The organism is Streptomyces sp. NPDC059785, from assembly GCF_042732375.1.
Classification (GTDB): domain Bacteria; phylum Actinomycetota; class Actinomycetes; order Streptomycetales; family Streptomycetaceae; genus Streptomyces.
Map to the genome: position 1 here is coordinate 14,834 of NZ_JBHWHV010000085.1, position 18,341 is coordinate 33,174.

General features: G+C 74.5%; 17 protein-coding genes. 6 read left to right on the top strand and 11 right to left on the bottom strand.

Going from position 1 to position 18,341, the window contains the following annotated elements; genetic code table 11:
* Positions 1 to 2: 2 nt before the first annotated feature.
* Positions 3 to 908: a carbohydrate ABC transporter permease gene (locus ACFV6E_RS39135; RefSeq protein WP_385161422.1), complete on the top strand. Its 906-nt coding sequence runs from the start codon at positions 3 to 5 to the stop codon at positions 906 to 908.
* A gap of 99 nt (positions 909 to 1,007) precedes the next feature.
* A complete protein-coding gene (locus ACFV6E_RS39140; protein WP_385468309.1) occupies positions 1,008 to 3,392 on the top strand; it encodes a glycoside hydrolase family 3 N-terminal domain-containing protein in 2,385 nt (794 codons plus the stop codon).
* On the opposite strand, the gene ACFV6E_RS39145 is transcribed toward ACFV6E_RS39140, so the two are convergent.
* From ACFV6E_RS39145 to tsaB, 4 genes are read right to left on the bottom strand one after another with little or no spacing between them, the layout of a single operon-like run.
* Positions 3,375 to 3,632 (bottom strand): hypothetical protein, encoded by a 258-nt coding sequence (locus ACFV6E_RS39145; protein WP_385468312.1) that lies wholly within the window; start codon positions 3,630 to 3,632, stop codon positions 3,375 to 3,377. The two genes, ACFV6E_RS39140 and ACFV6E_RS39145, sit on opposite strands and share 18 nt — an antisense overlap.
* Positions 3,629 to 4,747, bottom strand: a complete 1,119-nt coding sequence (gene tsaD, locus ACFV6E_RS39150; RefSeq protein WP_385468315.1) for a tRNA (adenosine(37)-N6)-threonylcarbamoyltransferase complex transferase subunit TsaD — start codon at positions 4,745 to 4,747, stop codon at positions 3,629 to 3,631. The genes ACFV6E_RS39145 and tsaD overlap by 4 nt, the downstream gene beginning before the upstream one ends.
* Entirely contained in the window at positions 4,740 to 5,258 is a 519-nt protein-coding gene (rimI, locus tag ACFV6E_RS39155) for a ribosomal protein S18-alanine N-acetyltransferase (protein WP_385468335.1), read from the bottom strand. The genes tsaD and rimI overlap by 8 nt, the downstream gene beginning before the upstream one ends.
* A gap of 53 nt (positions 5,259 to 5,311) precedes the next feature.
* Positions 5,312 to 5,965, bottom strand: coding sequence for a tRNA (adenosine(37)-N6)-threonylcarbamoyltransferase complex dimerization subunit type 1 TsaB (gene tsaB / locus ACFV6E_RS39160; RefSeq protein ID WP_385468318.1), 654 nt, complete (start codon positions 5,963 to 5,965; stop codon positions 5,312 to 5,314).
* A 122-nt stretch (positions 5,966 to 6,087) separates the two neighbouring features.
* Between tsaB and ACFV6E_RS39165 the strand changes: the two genes are divergently transcribed.
* A complete protein-coding gene (locus tag ACFV6E_RS39165) occupies positions 6,088 to 6,642 on the top strand; it encodes a hypothetical protein (protein ID WP_385161412.1) in 555 nt (184 codons plus the stop codon).
* A 101-nt stretch (positions 6,643 to 6,743) separates the two neighbouring features.
* Here the strand turns inward: ACFV6E_RS39165 and ACFV6E_RS39170 are convergent, their stop codons facing one another.
* The 6 genes from ACFV6E_RS39170 to ACFV6E_RS39195 form a co-directional block, all read right to left on the bottom strand.
* On the bottom strand, positions 6,744 to 6,962 hold the full coding sequence (locus tag ACFV6E_RS39170; protein ID WP_385161410.1) for a hypothetical protein: 219 nt from the start codon (positions 6,960 to 6,962) through the stop codon (positions 6,744 to 6,746).
* Positions 6,963 to 7,271: 309 nt separating this feature from the next.
* Complete coding sequence (tsaE, locus tag ACFV6E_RS39175; RefSeq protein ID WP_385161408.1) at positions 7,272 to 7,850, bottom strand: tRNA (adenosine(37)-N6)-threonylcarbamoyltransferase complex ATPase subunit type 1 TsaE; 579 nt, start codon at positions 7,848 to 7,850, stop codon at positions 7,272 to 7,274.
* The gene (locus ACFV6E_RS39180; protein WP_385468321.1) at positions 7,816 to 9,060 is read right to left on the bottom strand and encodes an alpha/beta fold hydrolase; all 1,245 of its coding nucleotides are present in this window, start codon (positions 9,058 to 9,060) and stop codon (positions 7,816 to 7,818) included. The genes tsaE and ACFV6E_RS39180 overlap by 35 nt, the downstream gene beginning before the upstream one ends.
* A 104-nt stretch (positions 9,061 to 9,164) precedes the next feature.
* Positions 9,165 to 10,352: an alanine racemase gene (gene alr / locus ACFV6E_RS39185; RefSeq protein ID WP_385468323.1), complete on the bottom strand. Its 1,188-nt coding sequence runs from the start codon at positions 10,350 to 10,352 to the stop codon at positions 9,165 to 9,167.
* 252 nt (positions 10,353 to 10,604) lie between these two features.
* The gene (locus ACFV6E_RS39190) at positions 10,605 to 12,146 is read right to left on the bottom strand and encodes an NAD(P)H-hydrate dehydratase (RefSeq protein ID WP_385468326.1); all 1,542 of its coding nucleotides are present in this window, start codon (positions 12,144 to 12,146) and stop codon (positions 10,605 to 10,607) included.
* A 119-nt stretch (positions 12,147 to 12,265) separates the two neighbouring features.
* Entirely contained in the window at positions 12,266 to 12,637 is a 372-nt protein-coding gene (locus tag ACFV6E_RS39195) for a holo-ACP synthase (RefSeq protein WP_385161400.1), read from the bottom strand.
* Between the two features lie 222 nt (positions 12,638 to 12,859).
* Between ACFV6E_RS39195 and ACFV6E_RS39200 the strand changes: the two genes are divergently transcribed.
* Both ACFV6E_RS39200 and ACFV6E_RS39205 read left to right on the top strand, forming a co-directional pair.
* Positions 12,860 to 13,849 carry a hypothetical protein gene (locus ACFV6E_RS39200; protein ID WP_385161398.1) on the top strand — a complete coding sequence of 330 codons (990 nt, stop codon included), beginning with the start codon at positions 12,860 to 12,862 and terminating at the stop codon, positions 13,847 to 13,849.
* Positions 13,846 to 15,450 (top strand): M16 family metallopeptidase, encoded by a 1,605-nt coding sequence (locus tag ACFV6E_RS39205; protein WP_385161396.1) that lies wholly within the window; start codon positions 13,846 to 13,848, stop codon positions 15,448 to 15,450. The genes ACFV6E_RS39200 and ACFV6E_RS39205 overlap by 4 nt, the downstream gene beginning before the upstream one ends.
* A 174-nt stretch (positions 15,451 to 15,624) precedes the next feature.
* On the opposite strand, the gene ACFV6E_RS39210 is transcribed toward ACFV6E_RS39205, so the two are convergent.
* Positions 15,625 to 16,710, bottom strand: a complete 1,086-nt coding sequence (locus tag ACFV6E_RS39210; protein WP_385468329.1) for a DUF5937 family protein — start codon at positions 16,708 to 16,710, stop codon at positions 15,625 to 15,627.
* 102 nt (positions 16,711 to 16,812) lie between these two features.
* On the opposite strand from ACFV6E_RS39210, the gene ACFV6E_RS39215 reads away from it, so the two are divergent.
* Entirely contained in the window at positions 16,813 to 18,057 is a 1,245-nt protein-coding gene (locus ACFV6E_RS39215; RefSeq protein WP_385468332.1) for an MFS transporter, read from the top strand.
* The last annotated feature ends 284 nt before the right edge of the window (positions 18,058 to 18,341 follow it).

Genomic DNA, 18,341 nt, shown 5'->3' on the forward strand with positions numbered 1-18,341 from the left:
CGATGTCACACAGCACCCTGCCGCGCCCCCGTCCCGTGCGGCCCGAGGAGCGTCCTCCGCGGCCGCCCGCCGCCCGCGGTCGCCGCCACTGGACGAAGCGCGCGAACCCCGTCGCGGGCCTCGGCTCGCTCGTCTGGCTCGCCATCGTGCTCGTCCCGGTCTACGCCATGCTGTCGGCGTCCCTCACCCGCCAGGACCAGGCCCTCAGCGGCAACCCGCTCACACCCCCGGCGGACCCGACCCTCGCCAACTACAACACCGTCCTGCACAGCGGCTTCGGCCACCTGCTCGCCAACACGGCGATCGTCGCCGCCGCGGTCGTCGCCCTCGTCCTCGTCCTGTCCGTACCCCTCGCCTACGTCGCCGTCCGCACCCGCGACCGCTGGTCGGGCCTCGCCTTCCGGCTGTTCCTGCTCGGCGTCGCGATCCCGGCCCAGGCGGTGGTCGTCCCGCTCTACCTGCTGATCGCCAAACTCGACCTGTACGACAGCCTGCTCGCGGTCATCCTGCCGACCGCGGCCTTCGCCATGCCCGTCTCGGTCCTGGTCCTCACCGGCGCCCTGCGCGACGTCTCCGAGGAGCTGTACGAGGCGATGGCCCTGGACGGCGCCTCGCCGCAGCGCATGCTCTTCCAGCTCACCGTCCCGCTGTGCAAGGGCGGCATCAGCACCGTCGCCATCTACTCCGCGCTCCAGGCGTGGAACGGCTTCCTGTTCCCGCTGATCTTCACGCAGTCGGACGGACCGCGCGTGCTGACCCTCGGACTTTTCAACTACGTCAGCGAGTTCGGCGTCGACATCCCCGCCCTGCTGGCCTCGGTCGTCCTCTCCGGCGTCCCGATCTTCGCCGTCTACCTGGTGGCCCGGCGCGCCCTGGTCGGCGGGCTGATGGGCGTGGGCGGCAAATGACCCGGCCCCGGCCCCGCGGAACCGCCCCGGTGCCCCGGCACCGCCGCCCCGGCACCCCGCCTCCGATCCGGCACCCCCGACCCCTCTGACAGGAGTTCCATGACGAACGCCCCCTGGCGCGACCCCGCCCTGCCCGCCGCGGCCCGGGTCGACGACCTGCTCTCCCGGATGACCCTGGAGGAGAAGACCGCCCAGCTCTACGGGGTGTGGGTGGGCGCCGCGGCGGACGGCGCCGGGGTCGCCCCGCACCAGCACGACATGACCGTCTCCCACGACTTCGACGAGCTGATCACCCGCGGACTCGGGCAGCTCACCCGCTCCTTCGGCACCGCCCCGGTCGACCCCGCGCTCGGCGCGCTGTCGCTGGCCCGCGCCCAGCGCTCCATCGCCGACGCGAGCCGCTTCGGCATCCCGGCCATCGCCCACGAGGAGTGCCTGGCCGGCTTCACCGCCTGGGGCGCCACGGCGTACCCGGTGCCGCTCGCCTGGGGCGCCGCCTTCGACCCGGCCCTGGCCGAGGAGATGGGCCGCCGGATCGGCCAGGACCTGGCCTCGGTCGGCGTCCACCAGGGTCTCGCACCCGTCCTCGACGTCGTACGGGACCTGCGCTGGGGCCGCGTCGAGGAGACCATCGGCGAGGACCCGTACCTGGTCGGCACCGTCGGCGCGGCGTACGTGCGCGGCCTGGAGTCCGCCGGGATCATCGCCACCCTGAAGCACTTCGCGGGGTACGCCTCCTCGGCGGGCGCCCGCAATCTGGCGCCGGTGCGCGCGGGGGTGCGCGAGTTCGCCGACATCACGCTGGTCCCGTTCGAGATCGCGCTGCGCGAGGGCGGGGCCCGCTCGGTGATGGCGGCGTACAACGACAACGACGGCGTGCCCGCCTCGGCCGACCCGCGCCTGCTGACCGACCTGCTGCGCGAGGAGTGGGGCTTCACCGGGACCGTCGTCTCGGACTACTTCGGCGTCGGCTTCCTCCAGACCCTGCACCGGGTGGCGGACAGCCCGGCGGGCGCGGCGCACGCGGCCCTCGCGGCGGGCGTCGACGTGGAGCTGCCCACCCTGCGCTGCTACGGGGAGGCGCTGACCGAGGCGGTCCGCGCGGGCACCGTCGACGAGGCGCTGGTGGACCGGGCGGCCCGCCGGGTCCTGGTGCAGAAGTGCGAGGCGGGGCTGCTGGACGCCGAACCGGGCACGGACGTGCCCTCGGTCGTCGATCTCGACCCGCCGGCCAACCGCGCGCTCGCCCGCCGCCTCGCGGAGTCCTCCGTGGTCCTGCTCGACAACCCGGGCGGGGCGCTGCCACTGCCCGCGGACACCCGCGTCGCGGTCGTCGGCCCCCGCGCCCACGACCGCCTGGCCATGCTGGGCTGCTACTCGTTCCCGTCCCACGTCGGCGTCCACCACCCGGACCAGCCGCTGGGCATCGACATCCCCACCGTGTGGGAGTCGCTGCGCGCCGACCTCCCCGACGCCAAGCTCGCCTTCGCCGAGGGCTGCGACACCACCGACGAGGACACCTCGGGCTTCGCGGAGGCCGTCGCACGCGCCACGGAGGCGGACGTCTGCGTGGCGGTCCTGGGCGACCGGGCGGGCCTGTTCGGGCGCGGCACCTCGGGCGAGGGCTGCGACGCCGCGGACCTGAGGCTGCCCGGCGTACAGGCGGACCTGCTCGACGCGCTGACGGCGACCGGCACGCCCGTGGTCCTGGTCCTGCTCACCGGACGCCCGTACGCGCTCGGCCGCTGGCAGGGCCGGCTCGCCGCCACCGTGCAGGCGTTCTTCCCGGGCGAGGAGGGCGGCCCGGCGCTCGCGGGCGTGCTCAGCGGCCGGGTCAACCCCGGCGGCCGGCTGCCGGTCAGCGTCCCGCGCGACCCCGGCGGCCAGCCGTGGACGTACCTCCAGCCGCCGCTGGGCCTGGCGGGCGAGGTCAGCAACCTGGACCCGACCCCGCTGTACCCGTTCGGACACGGCCGCTCGTACACGACCTTCGCCTGGGAGGCGGACCCGGCGGCGAGCGCGGAGACGAGCACGGACGGTTCGTACGACGTCGAGGTCACCGTCCGCAACACCGGCGACCGCGCGGGCGCGGAGGTCGTGCAGCTCTATCTGCACGACCCGGTGGCCCGGGTCACCCGCCCCGACGTGCGGCTGATCGGCTACCAGCGGCTGGAGCTGGCGGCCGGGGAGGCGAAGCGGGTCCGGTTCGGCTTCCACGCGGACCTGGCCGCGTTCACCGACCGCACCGGCCGCCGCGTGGTCGAGCCGGGAGCGCTGGAACTGCGCCTGGCGGCGTCCAGCGCGGACGTCCGCCACACCGCGCGCCTCACGCTCACCGGCCCGGAGCGCACGGTCGGCCCGGACCGGGTGCTGCTGTGCCCGGCGGAGGTGCACTCCGTACCGGAGGCGGACCGGCCGTCAGGAACCGGTGACTCGGTCACCGGGCGTCAGGAACCGGTGACCGAGTCAGGAACCGGTGACTGACTCGAACCGCCACCGGTGCACCGCGCGCGTCACCAGCTCCCCGTCCGGCTCCGGCAGTTCGGGGAGCTCGGCGTCGTACGCCGCGTCCCACCAGGTGATGACCAGGACCCGGTCCTGCGGCGCCCGGAGGATCTCCCGGCGCAGCGGCGGAGCGGACAGCTCCCGTTCCCGCACCCAGGCGAGCAGTTCCTCGCCGCGCCCGGTGACGGCGCGGGCCTCCCACATCAGCGCCACGGTCATGAGTACAGGTTCTCCTTGCTGACCTCGTGCACGTGGTCGTGGCCGTGCGCATGGTCGTGGGCGTGACCCGGCACGTGCGGCTCCGTCACCGGGAGCGAGGAGTCGGCCGACAGGTCCCAGTCGGAGGCGGCACGGCCCCGGGCCACCATCTCCGCGCCGAGCGCGGCGACCATCGCGCCGTTGTCCGTGCACAGCTTCGGCCGGGGCACCCGGAGCTTGATCCCCGCGGCCTCGCACCGCTCCAGTGCCAGCGCCCGCAGCCGCGAGTTCGCCGCGACACCGCCGCCGATCATCAGGTGGTCGACGCCCTCGTCCTTGCAGGCCCGCACGGCCTTGCGGGTCAGCACGTCCACGACCGCCTCCTGGAAGGACGCGGCCACGTCCCGCACCGGCACCTCCTCGCCGGCCGCCCGCTTCGCCTCGATCCAGCGCGCCACGGCCGTCTTCAGCCCGGAGAAGGAGAAGTCGTACGCCGGGTCGCGCGGGCCGGTCAGCCCGCGCGGGAACGCGATCGCGTCCGGGTCGCCCTCGCGCGCGTACCGGTCGATGACCGGACCGCCGGGGAAGCCGAGGTTCAGCACGCGGGCGATCTTGTCGAACGCCTCGCCCGCCGCGTCGTCGATGGTCGCGCCCATCGGCCGGACGTCGGAGGTGATGTCCGTGGACAGCAGCAGCGAGGAGTGGCCGCCGGAGACCAGCAGCGCCATCGTCGGCTCGGGCAGCGCGCCGTGCTCCAGCTGGTCCACGCAGATGTGGGAGGCGAGGTGGTTGACGCCGTAGAGCGGCTTGCCGAGGGCGTAGGCGTACGCCTTGGCGGCCGAGACGCCAACGAGCAGGGCGCCCGCGAGCCCGGGCCCCGCGGTGACGGAGATGCCGTCCAGGTCCCTGGCGCTGACCCCGGCCTCCTTCAGCGCCCGCTCGATGGTCGGCACCATCGCCTCCAGGTGGGCGCGGGAGGCGACCTCGGGCACCACACCGCCGAAGCGTGCGTGCTCGTCCACGCTGGAGGCGATCGCGTCGGCGAGCAGGGTGGTGCCGCGGACGATGCCGACGCCGGTCTCGTCGCAGGAGGTCTCGATGCCGAGGACGAGGGGTTCGTCGCGCGAGTCAGCCATGGGTCCCGGTTCCTTGTGTTCCTCGAGTGTCTTGCGCTTGCAGAGAATCCGGTTCGACCGGTACGGAGGCCGAGGGGTCGGTCAGCCGCATCACCAGGGCGTCGACGTTCCCCGGCTGGTAGTAGCCGCGCCGGAACCCGATGGGTGCGAAGCCGAAGCGCTCGTAGAGCTTCTGCGCGCGGACGTTGTCGACCCGGCACTCGAGCATGACCTCGGCGCACTCGAACGCCGTCGCCGCCCGCAGCAGATCGGTCAGCAGCCGCCCGCCGAGCCCGGTCCCCCACTGGTCCCGGGCCACGGCGATGGTCTGTACGTCGGCCAGGTCGCCGGAGGCGGCCAGTCCCGCGTATCCGACGAGCCGGTCCCCGGCGACGGCGACGACGTAGCGCCGGGTCGCCCCGGGGCCGCGCGAGTGGGCCAGCTCGGACCAGAACATCCCCCGCGACCAGGCGTCCTCGGGGAAGAGGTCCTTCTCCAGGTCCAGTACGGGATCGATGTCCCACCAGCGCATCTCGCGCAGCCCGGCCGTCGCGTCCGGCCCGGCCGTCCCGGTCGTCCCGTTCGTCACTTGGGGGTGACCACCTTGTAGTTCTTCGGGACCTGGGCGTCCGGTCTGCGCAGGTACAGCGGCCGGGGCTCGGCCATCTCCTCGCCCGCCGCCAGCTTCCGCACGGCCAGCTCGGCGAGGGCGGCGGCCGACACGTGCTCGGGCTCGCGGACCACCGGGAAGATTTCGGGGTAGAGCAGCGCACCGGCGCCGACCGCGGGCAGGCCCGCGACCGTCTGAGCGATCTCGGCGGGCCGGTCGACGGCGGGCTCGGTCACGCGGGTGCGGGCGTCGTCGTACCGCGCCCAGTAGACCTCCTTGCGGCGCGCGTCCGTGGCGACCACGAAGGGCTCGTCGAGGCCGGCGGCGTGGGCGAGCCCGTCGAGGGTGCACAGCCCGTGCACGGGGACGCCGAGCGCGAAGCCCAGGGTGTCGGCGGTCATCAGGCCCACGCGCAGCCCGGTGTAGGGGCCGGGGCCCACGCCGACCACGATGCCGGTGACGGCGTCGAGCCGGGTGCCGGCCTCGGCGACGACCCGGTCGACGGCGGGCAGCAGCAGTTCGCCGTGCCGGCGCGCGTCCACCTGGCTCGACGAGGCGACGACGGACGTGCCGTCGTGCAGGGCGACGGTGACGGCTGGGGTGGCGGTATCCAGAGCGAGCAAGAGCACGCAAACAGCCTACGGCGCTCCGGACCGGGGCACGGCCGACCCGGGATGCCGCGCCCCTGCTGCTACCGTCACCACAAACGATGTAAGGCCTGGATACGTGGCACGAGAGGTGGGCACACAAGGTGGCTAGGAGCAGCTCGGGATTCGTGGCCGGGCTCACCGCGGCGGCCATCGTCGCAGTCGGCTTCCTCGCCTACCAGGCGTCGGCCAAGGTGCCGGACGACCTGGGCAAGCCCAGTGCGGCGAAGTCGCCCACGGCCACCACGTCGAAGGCCCCGCGGAACAAGAAGGACCCGGCGGCGCTGCCGGGCGCGTCCGGCACCGGCGAGCGGGTCGTGTACTCGGTGGACGACGACCGGGTCTGGCTGGTCGGCGCGGACAACAAGGTGCAGCGCAGCTTCAAGGTCACCCCGAGCACGGTGGACCCGCTGCCCGGCTCCTACTCGGTCACGTCCCGCTCGAACGCGGTGACCGGCTCGGACGGCGTCCCGATCGAGCACGTGGTCCGCTTCGCCGCCAACGAGGGCGTCGCGATCGGCTTCAGCGCGGCGGTCAGCGGCTCGACGGCCAAGCCCGACGCGTCGGTCAAGACGGGCGGCATCCGCGAGTCCCGCGCGGACGGCGACGCGATGTGGGAGTTCGCGACGGTCGGCCAGAAGATCGTCGTCATCAAGTAGTCACGCGCGGACGAACACGTTCTGCAGAGACGTTAAGGCAGTCACGTTCAGGCAGCGGCTTTCGTCGGCGGCTTTCGGCAGAGACGTTTACTCGGTCGCGTTCAGGCTGCTTCGGCCCGTCGCACCGTGGCAGGCCGCACCGTTTCGGCGGGCCGGTGCTGTCCGGTGACGGGCGGTGCGGGCAGCCGGGGCGGGGTGGACACCTCGCGGGCCGCCGCGCAGGACGCGAGCAGATCACGCATCGACAGCCCGGCCGGCACTCCGGTCGGCACCCCGGCCACCGCGCGCGGCAGCGCCTCGTCTCGTTCGGGTACCGGCATGGACGCCTCCTGGGGCCGCGGGGGCAAGCGTGGTTAGGTAGACCTAACTACGAGCTGATGTCCATGTGACCACGGCCGGGAGGCCGGATGCAACACTTTGCCGACAGGTCGTCGGAACGTTCATGAAAAACCCAGCAGGCGCCCAGCCCGCGCACACCTGCCGGGCGCTCGCGCAGCTCAGGCCGCACACACCTGCCGGACCGCCGCGCAGCCAAGGCCGCGCACACCTGCCGGGCGGCCGCACGGCTCAGGCCGCACACATCTGCCGGGCGGCCGCACGGCTCAGGCCGCGCACACCCGCCGCACGGCTCAGGCCGTCAGTCCGCGGAGGTCGGCCGCCGCCCAGCGGGCCCCGAGCCCGGTCACCGTCACCTGCCGCACCTCGTCCGTGGTGTCCCCCTCGGCCCGGTGGATCACCAGGTGCAGCCGGTCGTCGGTCAGCTCCTCGACCTTGCCCTCGCCCCACTCCACGACGATCACCGAGTCGGACAGCGAGACGTCGAGGTCCAGGTCCTCCATCTCGTCGAGCCCGCCGCCCAGGCGGTACGCGTCCACGTGCACGAGCGGCGGCCCGTCGCCGAGGGAGGGGTGCACGCGCGCGATGACGAACGTCGGGGACGTGACGGCGCCCCGGACGTTCAGGCCCGCGCCGAGGCCCCGGGTCAGCGTGGTCTTCCCGGCGCCGAGCTCCCCGTTCAGCATGACGAGGTCACCGGCCCGCAGCAGCGCGGCGAGGCGGCGGCCCAGTTGCTGCATCTGTTCGGGGGAGGTGACGGTGATCCGGACACTGACCCCGTCCGCGGCGGTCCCGGCCGGGTCGCCGGAGGCGGTCCCAGGCTCGCCCGTCGCGGTCTCAGCCGGGTTGTGCGGTGCTGCTGGTGCTTCCATAGCCACCCACGGTAGCCCCTGCCGGGACGGCGCCCGCGCGCATGAGAAGGTCGGCGACCCGGTCCGTGACGACCTCGGGGTGTTCCAGCATCACCAGGTGCCCGGCATCGGGGACGAGCACCAGCTCGGCGTCCGGCAGCAGGTCGGCGATGGCCTCGCTGTGCTCGCTCGGGGTGACCAGGTCCCCGGTCCCGGCCAGGACGAGCACGGGCAGGTCCGCGAAGCGGGCGAGCGCCTCGGTCTTGTCGTGGTCGGTGAACGCCGGGTAGAACTCGGCGACCACGTCGATCGGCGTGCCCTCGATCATCCGCTCGGCGAACCGCTCCACGGCCGGGTCGACGTCCCGCGAGGCGAACGAGTACCGCTTGATGATCCCGGCGAACAGATCGGCCGTGGCCCGCCGCCCGCGCTCGACCAGTTCGGCCCGCCGCCCCAGCGCCTTCAGCACCCCCGGCAGCACCCGGCGCACCGCGTTGACGCCCGCGACCGGCAGCCCGAAGTTGACCTCGCCCATCCCGCCCGACGACGTACCGACGAGCGCGACGGCGACGACTCTGTCCCGGACGAGGTCCGGGAACTGGTCGGCGAGGGCCATGACCGTCATGCCGCCCATGGAGTGCCCGGCCAGCACGATCGGGCCCTCGGGCGCGGCCGCGTCGATGACGGCCTTGAGGTCCCGGCCGAGCTGGTCGATGGTGACCGGCTCGTCGTCCCTGACCTGGCCGACGCCCCGCCCGGAACGGCCGTGGCTGCGCTGGTCCCAGTACACCGTGCGCACCACGCCGCGCAGCGCGGCCCGCTGGAAGTGCCAGGAGTCCTGGTTGAGGCAGTAGCCGTGGCTGAAGACCACGGTGACCGGGGCCGGGGCCTTGCGGCCGAAGAGCCGGCGGCGGCGCGGGCTGAGCGTGACGTCGGTCTCGGCGTCGTCCACCTCGTAGTACAGCGTGGTGCCGTCGTCCGCGTCCGCCTTGCCCGGGGTGCCGCGCAGCGAGCCGTAGGGCCCGGCGGAGTCGAGGGCGAGGCGGGCCTTGCGGCGCATCCCGCGGCCGACCGTGAGCCGCTCTATCGCGACACCGGCGGCGGCGCCCACGGCGATGACGCCGACGGCGGTCCCGGCGAAACCGCCGGCCCTGCGCCAGGTCCCGGCGGTGGCGGCGGCTGCCGCGGCGGCCTCCGCGACAGCCGCTGCCTCCGCACTGCTCTCGCTCACGTACCGCTCCTCTTCGCCGCAGTGCCCATGTCCGCCGTCGTCCGCGTCCGCCGTCCCGCTCGTCCGCCTCGCCGCGTCGTACCGAGCGAGTCACCGTTAGCGGGTTACCCCTGGAGTCGCTCGTTCACGTCTTGGTTCACGTAGACACGGGGGACGCGGGTTCCGATGCGCGTGACGATCTCGTACGCGATCGTGCCGGCCGCCTGTGCCCAGTCCTCGGCGGTGGGCTCGCCGTCGTCGCCGGGGCCGAAGAGCAGCGCCCGTGCGCCGGCCGGGGGTTCGCCGCCGCCGAGGTCGACCACGAACTGGTCCATCGCGACCCGGCCCGCGATCGTCCGCCACTTGCCGTCGACCAGTACCGGGGCGGTGCCCGAGGCGTGGCGCGGGATGCCGTCCGCGTAGCCGAGGGGCACCAGGCCGAGGGTGGTCTCGCCGGGGGTGACGTAGTGGTGGCCGTAACTGACACCGTGGCCGCCCGGTACGTGCTTGACCAGGGCGAGCGACGCGCTGAGCGTCATCGCCGGGCGGAGCCCGAAGTCGGCCGGGGTGCCCAGCTCGGGGCTGGGCGAGATCCCGTAGAGGGAGACGCCGGTGCGGACGAGGTCGAAGTGGCTGTCCGGGACGGTCAGCACGGCGGGCGAGTTGGCGATGTGCCGCACCTCGGGGCGGGCGCCCCGCTCCTCCGCGTACGCCACCATCTCCCGGAAGCGGGTGAGCTGGGCGGCGATGGAGGGGTGGTTCGGCTCGTCGGCGCAGGCGAAGTGGGACCACAGGCCGGTGATCCGCAGCAGCCCCTCGTCCTCGGCGCGCCGCGCCTCCCGGACCAGCTCGGGCCAGTCGGCGGGCTGGCAGCCGCCGCGGCCCAGACCGGTGTCGGCCTTGAGCTGCACCCGGGCGGGCGTGCCCGTCTCGCGGGCCGCGGCGACGGCCTCACGCAGCGCCCACATCCCGCCGACCGCCACGTCGAGATCCGCCTCGATCGCCTGCCGCCAGGGGCCGCCGGGGGTCCAGAGCCAGCACATGATGCGGCCGGTCAGGCCCGCGGCGCGCAGCGCGAGCGCCTCCTGCGGGGTGGCGGTGCCCAGCCAGGTGGCGCCCGCGGCGAGGGCGGCGCGGGCGCACGGCACGGCGCCGTGCCCGTATCCGTCCGCCTTCACGACGGCCATGAGGGCCGCGCCGGGCGCGTGGGCGCGCAGGCTCCGGACGTTGGCCCGCACGGCGGCCAGGTCGATCTCGGCGCGAGCGCGCGAGGACGCGGCCTCGGCCGCCCCCGGGAATGCAGTCTCAGTCATGGCGTCCCCAGTGTCTCAGAGGGCCAGGACAGCACTCCCGGCCCCAGGACCGGTGGGGGGAGGGACGGGCTCTGGTGGGGGATCGCCCAGGCCCTCAGCAGTCCCCGTCACTCCCCAAGTCCCGTCACTCCTCAAGCCCCGTCGCCCCTCACGTCCCATCACGCCCGAGCCCCGGTCGGTCGCCGGAGCCGAGTCACGCCTGAACCCCGTCACGCCTGAGCCCCCTCTGGTCAGCCGCCCGCGTCCCGCCGGTCAGGCGTCCGCGTCCCGTACGTCCCGCCAGGCCGCCGGGATCGCCTCCGCCACGTCGTGTGCCCCCGCGGGCGCGCCGTGGGCGGCGAAGCGGCCGGCGAGGCCGTGGAGGTAGGCGCCCACGCTGCCCGCGTCGAGAGGCGGGAGCCCGGCGGCGAGGAGCGAGCCGGCCAGACCCGAGAGCACGTCGCCGCTGCCCGCGGTGGCCAGCCACGGCGTGCCCGTCGGATTGGCCCGCACCGCTCCGCCGCCCGGCTCGGCGACCACCGTCGTCGACCCCTTGAGCAGCACCGTCGCCCCGTACAGCGCGGCCAGTTCGCGGGCCGACGACAGCCGCGACCGTTCGACCTGCTCGCGGTCGACGCCGAGCAGCGCGGCGGCCTCCCCGGCGTGCGGGGTCATCAGCGTCGGCGCCGTCCGGCCCCGTACGGCGTCGCGGTCGGCGAGCCGGAGCCCGTCCGCGTCGATGAGCACGGGCACGTCCGAGGCGAGCACCTCGGCGACCGACGAGGCGTCGTCCCCGGCGCCCGGCCCCACGACCCACGCCTGCACCCGGCCCGCCTCCCGGGGCCCCTTGTCCGACACCAGCGTCTCCGGGAACCGCGCGATCACAGCGTCCCCGGCGGGCCCGACGTACCGCACGGCCCCCGCGCCGCCGCGCAGCGCGCCCGACACGGCGAGCACCGCGGCGCCCGGATAGCGCGCCGACCCGGCGGCGATCCCGACGACCCCGCGCCGGTACTTGTCGCTCTCCGCGCCCGGCACCGGCAGCCGCGCCGCCACGTCCGCGTGGTGCAGCGCCTCCAGGTCGGCCTCCTCGGGCAGGTCGAGCCCGATGTCGACGAGGCGCACGGAACCGGCGTACTCGCGCGCCGGATCGATCAGCAGCGCGGGCTTGTGCGTGCCGAAGGTGACGGTCAGATCGGCGCGGACGGCGGCGCCCGGGACCTCGCCGGTGTCGGCGTCGACGCCGCTCGGCAGGTCCACGGCGACGACGGCGGCGCGCGAGTCGTCGGCGAGCCGGGCCAGCCGCGCCGCCTCGGGCCGCAGCCCGCCCTTGCCGCCGATCCCGACGATGCCGTCCACGACGAGGTGGGCCCGCCGGATCGCCGCGTCGGCGCCGCCACCGACGTGGGCATCGGCGTGCGCGTGGGCGTCGGCATCGGCGTGCGCGTGGGCATCGGCATCAGCGTGCGCGTGGGCGTCGGCGGCTTCCGGCGAGAGGGTGGTGCCGCCCGCCCGGAGCAGCGCGGCGAGCCCCGCGGCGTGGGTCCTCTCGGGGGCCAGGAGCACGGCGGCGACGCCCGCGCCGCGCCGGGCGAGCCGCGCCCCCGCGTACAGGGCGTCGCCGCCGTTGTCCCCGCTGCCGATCAGCAGCACGACCCGGCTGCCGTAGACCCGGCCCGCGGCGCGGTTCAGCAAGTCGGCGCAGGCGGCGGCCAGTCCGGCCGCGGCGCGCTGCATCAGTGCCCCTTCCGGAAGCCGCGCCATCAGCTCCCGTTCGGCGGTCCTCACGGTCTCCACGGTGTACGCAGTACGCATACGTACGAGTCTCCCGCATCTCCCGGACGCGGCGCGGGACCACCGCCGGACGCAGCGCGGGACCACCGCCGGTAAGGCCACCGGGGCACCGGAAACGCGTGGCGGGCGAACGGCCGGGATCAGCCCTCCGCCACCACCACGGCCGAGGCCACCCCCGCGTCATGGCTGAGGGAGACGTGCCAGGAGCGGACGCCGAGTTCGGCGGCGCGGGCCGCCACCGTCCCCCGTACCCGCAGCCGCGGCTGCCCGCTGGGCTCGACCCAGACCTCGGCGTCCGTCCAGTGCAGCCCCGCCGGCGCGCCCAGCGCCTTGGCCAGCGCCTCCTTCGCGGCGAAGCGGGCCGCGAGCGAGGCGACGCCCCGCCGCTCACCGCTGGGCAGCAGCAACTCGCTGTCCAGGAAGAGCCGTTCGGCCAGTCCGGGCGTACGCTCCAGGGATTTCCCGAACCGGTCGATCTCCGCCACGTCGATACCGACCCCGATGATGCTCATGCCCGCACCCTACGACCGGGCGGGGGCCGGTTGTCCGACCCTGCTGCTAGCCTGCGGCGATCACGATCACGATCACCATCACGAGCACGAGCACGATCGCGATCACGGTCACCTCGGGTGATCGCCGGACGACGGGGCGCACGAGCCGGGGGGCTCGGGCAGGGCACGCACCGTCCCCGTATTTCTTGGATCTTGGATCTCTCACGCCTTGGGGGCTGAGGCATGGCCTGGAGAAGCGGCGGCTCGGGCGAGGCCGCGGGGGTGTCGGCGCGACCGCGTTTCGACCCGTTCGACACGATGCCGGAGCTGGCGCCGCTGCGGGCGGCGGCGACACGCGGCGACTGGCCCGGCGTCGCCGGGTTCATCGCGGCGCTCGGCACCGAGGAGCAGCGTTCGTTCGCGTCGAGCCTGGTGGCGGAGATGGCGGGCGCGGAAACGTGGCTGGAGCGCGCGGCGGCCGACCACCCCGGCGACCCGCTCCCCCGCGCCCTGCTCGCCGAGCGCTACGTGCACATCGGCTGGGGCATCCGCGGCGACGCCTACGCCGAGCAGGTCTCGCGCGAACAGTTCGACCGGTTCCACGCCTGGCTGCGGCGGGCGGAGCAGCTGCTGATCGAGGTGTGCGCCGAGCACCCGGCGTACGCGCACGCCTGGACGGTGCGGCTGATCACGGCCCGCGGCCTGGAGCTCGGCGCCGCGGAGGCGCGCCGCCGCTACGACCGGCTCGCCGCCCACCACCCGCACCACTATCCGGCGCAGACGCTGCTCCTCCAGCAGCTCTGCCCGAAGTGGGGCGGCTCGTGGGAGGCGGCGCACGGCTTCGCCCGCGAGTGCGCGGCGGCCTCCCCTGACGGTTCGCACTCGGCCGCCCTGGTCGCCCTCGCCCACGTGGAGCATTTCCTGGAACTCGGGCAGGACCTGGAGGGCGCGGCGTACATGCGGGGCCTGCCGGTCCGCGACGACCTGCGCTTCGCGGCCCAGGTCTCGGTGCTGCACCGCGACTACCGGCCGGGCTTCCACGGGCTCGGCGCGCACAGCACGTTCGCGCTGGCCTTCTCGCTGGGCGGCCACCACCAGGACGCGGTGCCGCACTTCCTCGAAATGGAGGACCGGGCGTCCGAGTTCCCCTGGTCGTACCTGGTGAATCCGGAGGCGTACTTCGTCAAGTTCCGCAAGGCCGCGCTGGCCGTCGCGTGGGGGGAGTCACGATGACCAGAGAGCCCGTACGGACCGCAGCGGTGGATCTCGGCAAGCTGCCGGAGCCGATCACCCACACCGTCACGCAGGGCGTGCCGACGCTCCACGCGCCGCGCGCGGGCGAGCTGACCGCCGGCCTGTTCTTCCGCGTGGGACGCGCGGACGAGACCCTGGCCACCGCCGGGATCACCCACCTCGTCGAGCACCTGGCGCTGCACCGGCTGGGCCTGACGGACGTCCGCCACAACGGCGCGACGGCGGACACGTACACGCTCTTCCACGTCACGGGCGGCGAGGCGGAGGTGGTGGCGCATCTGAACGCGGTCTGCGCGGCCCTGCGCGATCTGCCGCTGGACCGCCTGGAGACGGAGAAGGAGATCCTCCGCACGGAGGCGGCGGGCCGCGGCCAGGGCCCGCGCCACCGCATGCCGCTGTGGCGGTACGGACCGCGGGGCCACGGCCTGTCCAGCTACAGCGAACTGGGCACGTGGGGCCTGACGGCGGAGCAGGTACGGGAGTGGGCGCGGACCCGCTTCACCAGCAGCAACGCGGTGCTGTGGACAACGGGCGGCGACAGCGGCGTGCTGAGGGAGCTGAATCTGAACCTGCCCGCGGGGGAGCGTTTCCCGGACCCGCCCGTGTCGGGCGTGCTCCCGTCCACACCCGCGTACGTGCAGGGCGAGGACGGGCACGTGGTGTTCGACGCGGTCGTGCGCCGCTCCACGGCGGCGGCGCTCTTCGCCGACGTCGTGGGCCAGGCCCTCTTCCAGGACCTGCGCCAGGAGGGCGGCTACTCGTACGCCGTCGACTCGGACTACACGCCGCGCGACGCCGAGTACGCGACGCTGGCCGCGTTCGCCGACGCGCTGCCGCAGAAGCAGGACGCGGTGGTCGGCGGTTTCGTGGACGTCCTGGCCCGGCTGCGGGCGGGCCGCATCGAGCGGTCGGAGCTGGACTCCGCGCGCGCGAAGGCGCTGAAGGTGTACGACGCCCCGGACTTCGCGGCGGCGGCGGTGCCGTCGTACGCGCTGAACCTGCTGCTCGGCCACCGGATCCTGCACCCGGACGAGCACCGCGCGGAACTGGCGGCGGTGACGGTGGAGGACCTGCGCGAGGTGGCCCGCGAGATGTGGTCGACGGCGCTGCTCCAGGTACCGGGCGGACGCGCGGACTGGGCGGGTTTCACCCTGGCCCCGCAGTACTCGGAGTCGGCGGTGACCGGAACACGGCACCGCTCGCTGGAGCGCGACGGGATCACGCTCACGATCGGCGAGGAGGGCGTCTCCCTGACGGACGTACGGGGCTCGGTCACCGTCCGGTACGACGCGTGCGCGGCGGTGGCTGCGCGCCCCGACGGCGCCCGCACGCTGATCGGTCACGACGCCTTCGCGATCCCGGTGGAACCGACCCTGTACGAGGGGGTCACGGCGGAACGGATCGCGGTGATCGACGCGGGGGCGCCGGCGGCCGTGACGGTACGGCTGGGCGAGCGCGAGCCGTCGGCGATCCCGCGACCGCGGTCTTCCGTGCGGGGAGCCGGGGACGGGGACGGCAGGACGTCCCGGGGCTGGCCCTTCAACCGCCTTTCCCGCACCGGACGTCGCGCGAACGGGTGAACGTGGGGTACAGTGGATCTTGAGCCGGTCACCGCAACTCGGTAGCCCGGCCCACGCGTTGGTGGTCCAAGGAAAGACGCCCCGCTTCCTGCGGGGAAATGCAGGTGCAAGGCCTGCCCGGCGCTCCACATACTGAGCCCCACCCCGGAACACGGGGGTGGGGCTCACGTGTTGTCAGCGCAGTACAGCCGCCAGCAGATCGGTGCCCAGGTCCGTCAGGTCGGACAGATTGAGGGTGTACCGGACGTAACGGCCCTGCCGCCGCGCCGTGAGCAGGTTCGCGCGGCGCAGGACGGCCAGGTGGCGGGACACCTCAGGGGGTGACAGTTCCCAGAAGTGGGCCAGCTCGGCGGTGGTGTGCGGGCCGCGGGCCAGGGTGCGCAGCAGCCGCAGCCGTACCGGGTGCGCGAGCGCCTCCAGCCGGAGGGTGACCGTCTCCAGGGAGACCGGCTCCGCCGGACCGGGCTCGGCGACGGGGTACTGCACCACCGGATGCCACCCGGGGGCGTGAACCGCCACCAGGTGCGGGCGGCCGAATACGCTGGGGATGAAGGTGACCCCGGCGCCACGGGCGGCGGTCGCCTTGTCCTGCACCTTGTCCACGATGATGAAGTCGCCGTCCGGCGCCAGGGCGACCGCGCCGGAGACCGAGGCGAGTGCCGCCCCGATGCCGTGCCGTCTGAGCAGGTCGTTCTTCAGGCGCAGATCGGTTGCGAGCCGCACCGCCGCGCCCGCCCAGGCATCGTCGAAGAACGCCTCGGCGCACTCTTCGAGAGTGCGGCGCACCCGCGCCCGTACCACGGCCGGGTCCGCGAGCAGCCGTTCCGCGAAGGCCTCCTGCCGCGCGCCGCGGGCCTGGGCGAGGTCGAGGGCCCGCTCGCGCGCGGGTGCGTCGGTGAGCGGCGACGTCCCGGGGAAGTGGACCCGGCTGCTGCCGCAGGTGGTGACGAGCGCGGCGGTCACGTACGTCTCGTCGTCGATCCGGTCCACGTCGTCCAGTTCTTCGGTGAGGGTCGGCCGGGGCCGCGCGGGGATCAGGAAGTCGGCCTGCGAGGAACGCCAGAGGAAGTCCGCCTCCCGAAGCCGTTCGGCCGGTTCCGGCCGCAGCCCGGCCCAGACGTCGGCGGCCCAGCCGGCGAACTGCGGATGGTGTCCGGGTTCGGCCAGCACGTGCAGCATCGCGGTCAGCTCGGCCAGCGGAGAGGCGGCGAACCGTACGCGTTCGGACGGCAGAGCGCTGATGTCGATCCTCAACGTCATTCCCCCATCATCAACACCCGGACGCCCCGGCGAGGGCGCCGATTGACGAGGTTCGTCAACCGACGTGTCCCGCCCCGGCGGCCGGACGCACCGTCTTGCGCCATGACAACTCCCGCGAGAATCCGGCCCCGCGCCCTCGTCCACGCCTCAGGAGGCCCCCGCTACGCCGTGGCCCTGGCCGTGGACGCGCTGGGCACCGGCCTGCTGCGGCCCTTCCTGCTGCTCTACGGCGTGACGGTGCTGAAGCTGTCCGCGCCGGTCACCGGCACCGCCATGACCGCCGGCATCGTCGCGGGCCTGGTGTGCGTGCCCGCGGTGGGCCGCTGGCTGGACCGCGGCGCACGCAGCACGGTCGTGGCGGCGTCGATGCTGGTACGGGTGCTGGGCGTGGCGCTGCTGCTCGCCGCCCCCGCGGGCCACGTCCGGCTCTTCGCGGCGGCGGCGCTGTTCCTCGGCATCGGCAACCAGGCCTGGCCCGCGGCCCACGCCGCGCTCGTGGCGACGGTCGCCCACGGCCGGGAGCGCGACACCGCGCTCGCGTGGGCCCGCGCCCTGCGCAATGCCGCCCTGGGCGTCGGAGCCCTCCTCGCCACCGTGTGCCTGGCGGGCGGCACCACCGTGCTGCGGGCGCTGGCGGCCGTCACCGCGCTCGCCTATCTGGCCGCGGCCGCCCTGGCGTGGTCGGTGCACGTGCACGCGCGTCCGGCGGAGGCCGCCCCGGCCGGGAAGGGGGACGACGTGCCCGCGCCCCGGATGGGTGCGCTGCTCGCCGCGAATGTGGTCTACGTCTTCTGCCTCAACGTTCCCGAGATCGCGCTCCCGCTGGTCCTGGTGACGCAGTTGCACGCGTCCCCGGTGTGGCCGGCGGCCGTCTTCGCGGCCAACACGACGCTGGTCGTCACGCTCCAGGTGCCGGTCACCGTCCTCATGTCCCGCTTCTCCCGGCGGACCGTGCTGGCCCTCTCCGGCGTGGTACTGGCCGCGTCCTACCTCGGTTTCCTCGCAACCGCCTCACTGGGGCACGGCTGGGCCGTCCCAGCCGTCGCCATGGTGTCCGTGCTCTGCACGATCGGCGAGATCATCTACGCCGGCAGCGCCACCGCGCTCGTCACGGCACTCGCCCCGACGCCCGTCCTGGGACGTGCCCTCGCGCGCCTCCAGCTCTCCACGGGCTTCGGCCTCGCCGTCTCCCCGGCGGTCATCACCGCTCTCGCACCGCTCGGCCCGGCCGCCCTCTGGGGCAGCCTCTCGGCCGCGACGCTCCTGTCCGCCTCCGTCGTCGCCACCGAGAAGGAAGGGGGAACGCGGATCAGCGGTCACCGCACCCGGGAGCGCGCGGAAGCGTGAGGGGCCCGGTCGCCGACTCGCCGCCGACCGCGCGCCGGAGCCGATGGCGGCTGGACGCCGGGCGCCGGCTTGGAGGCGCGCTGGTTCCCTTGCGCACCGGCGCCCGACGTGTGAGCCGGGTGCCCGCCGGTCGGCCGGTTACGCCCGGATTCACGCTTTCCGCGCACTGTGCACCACTCCGTGCGCCACGGTGAAAAAGTTGCGCACTCGTGTGACGGGCGGAGCGCGGGTGCCGTATGTACGACGCACGACGCGTAGGGGTCCCGGCCGTGGACGGCCGGGAC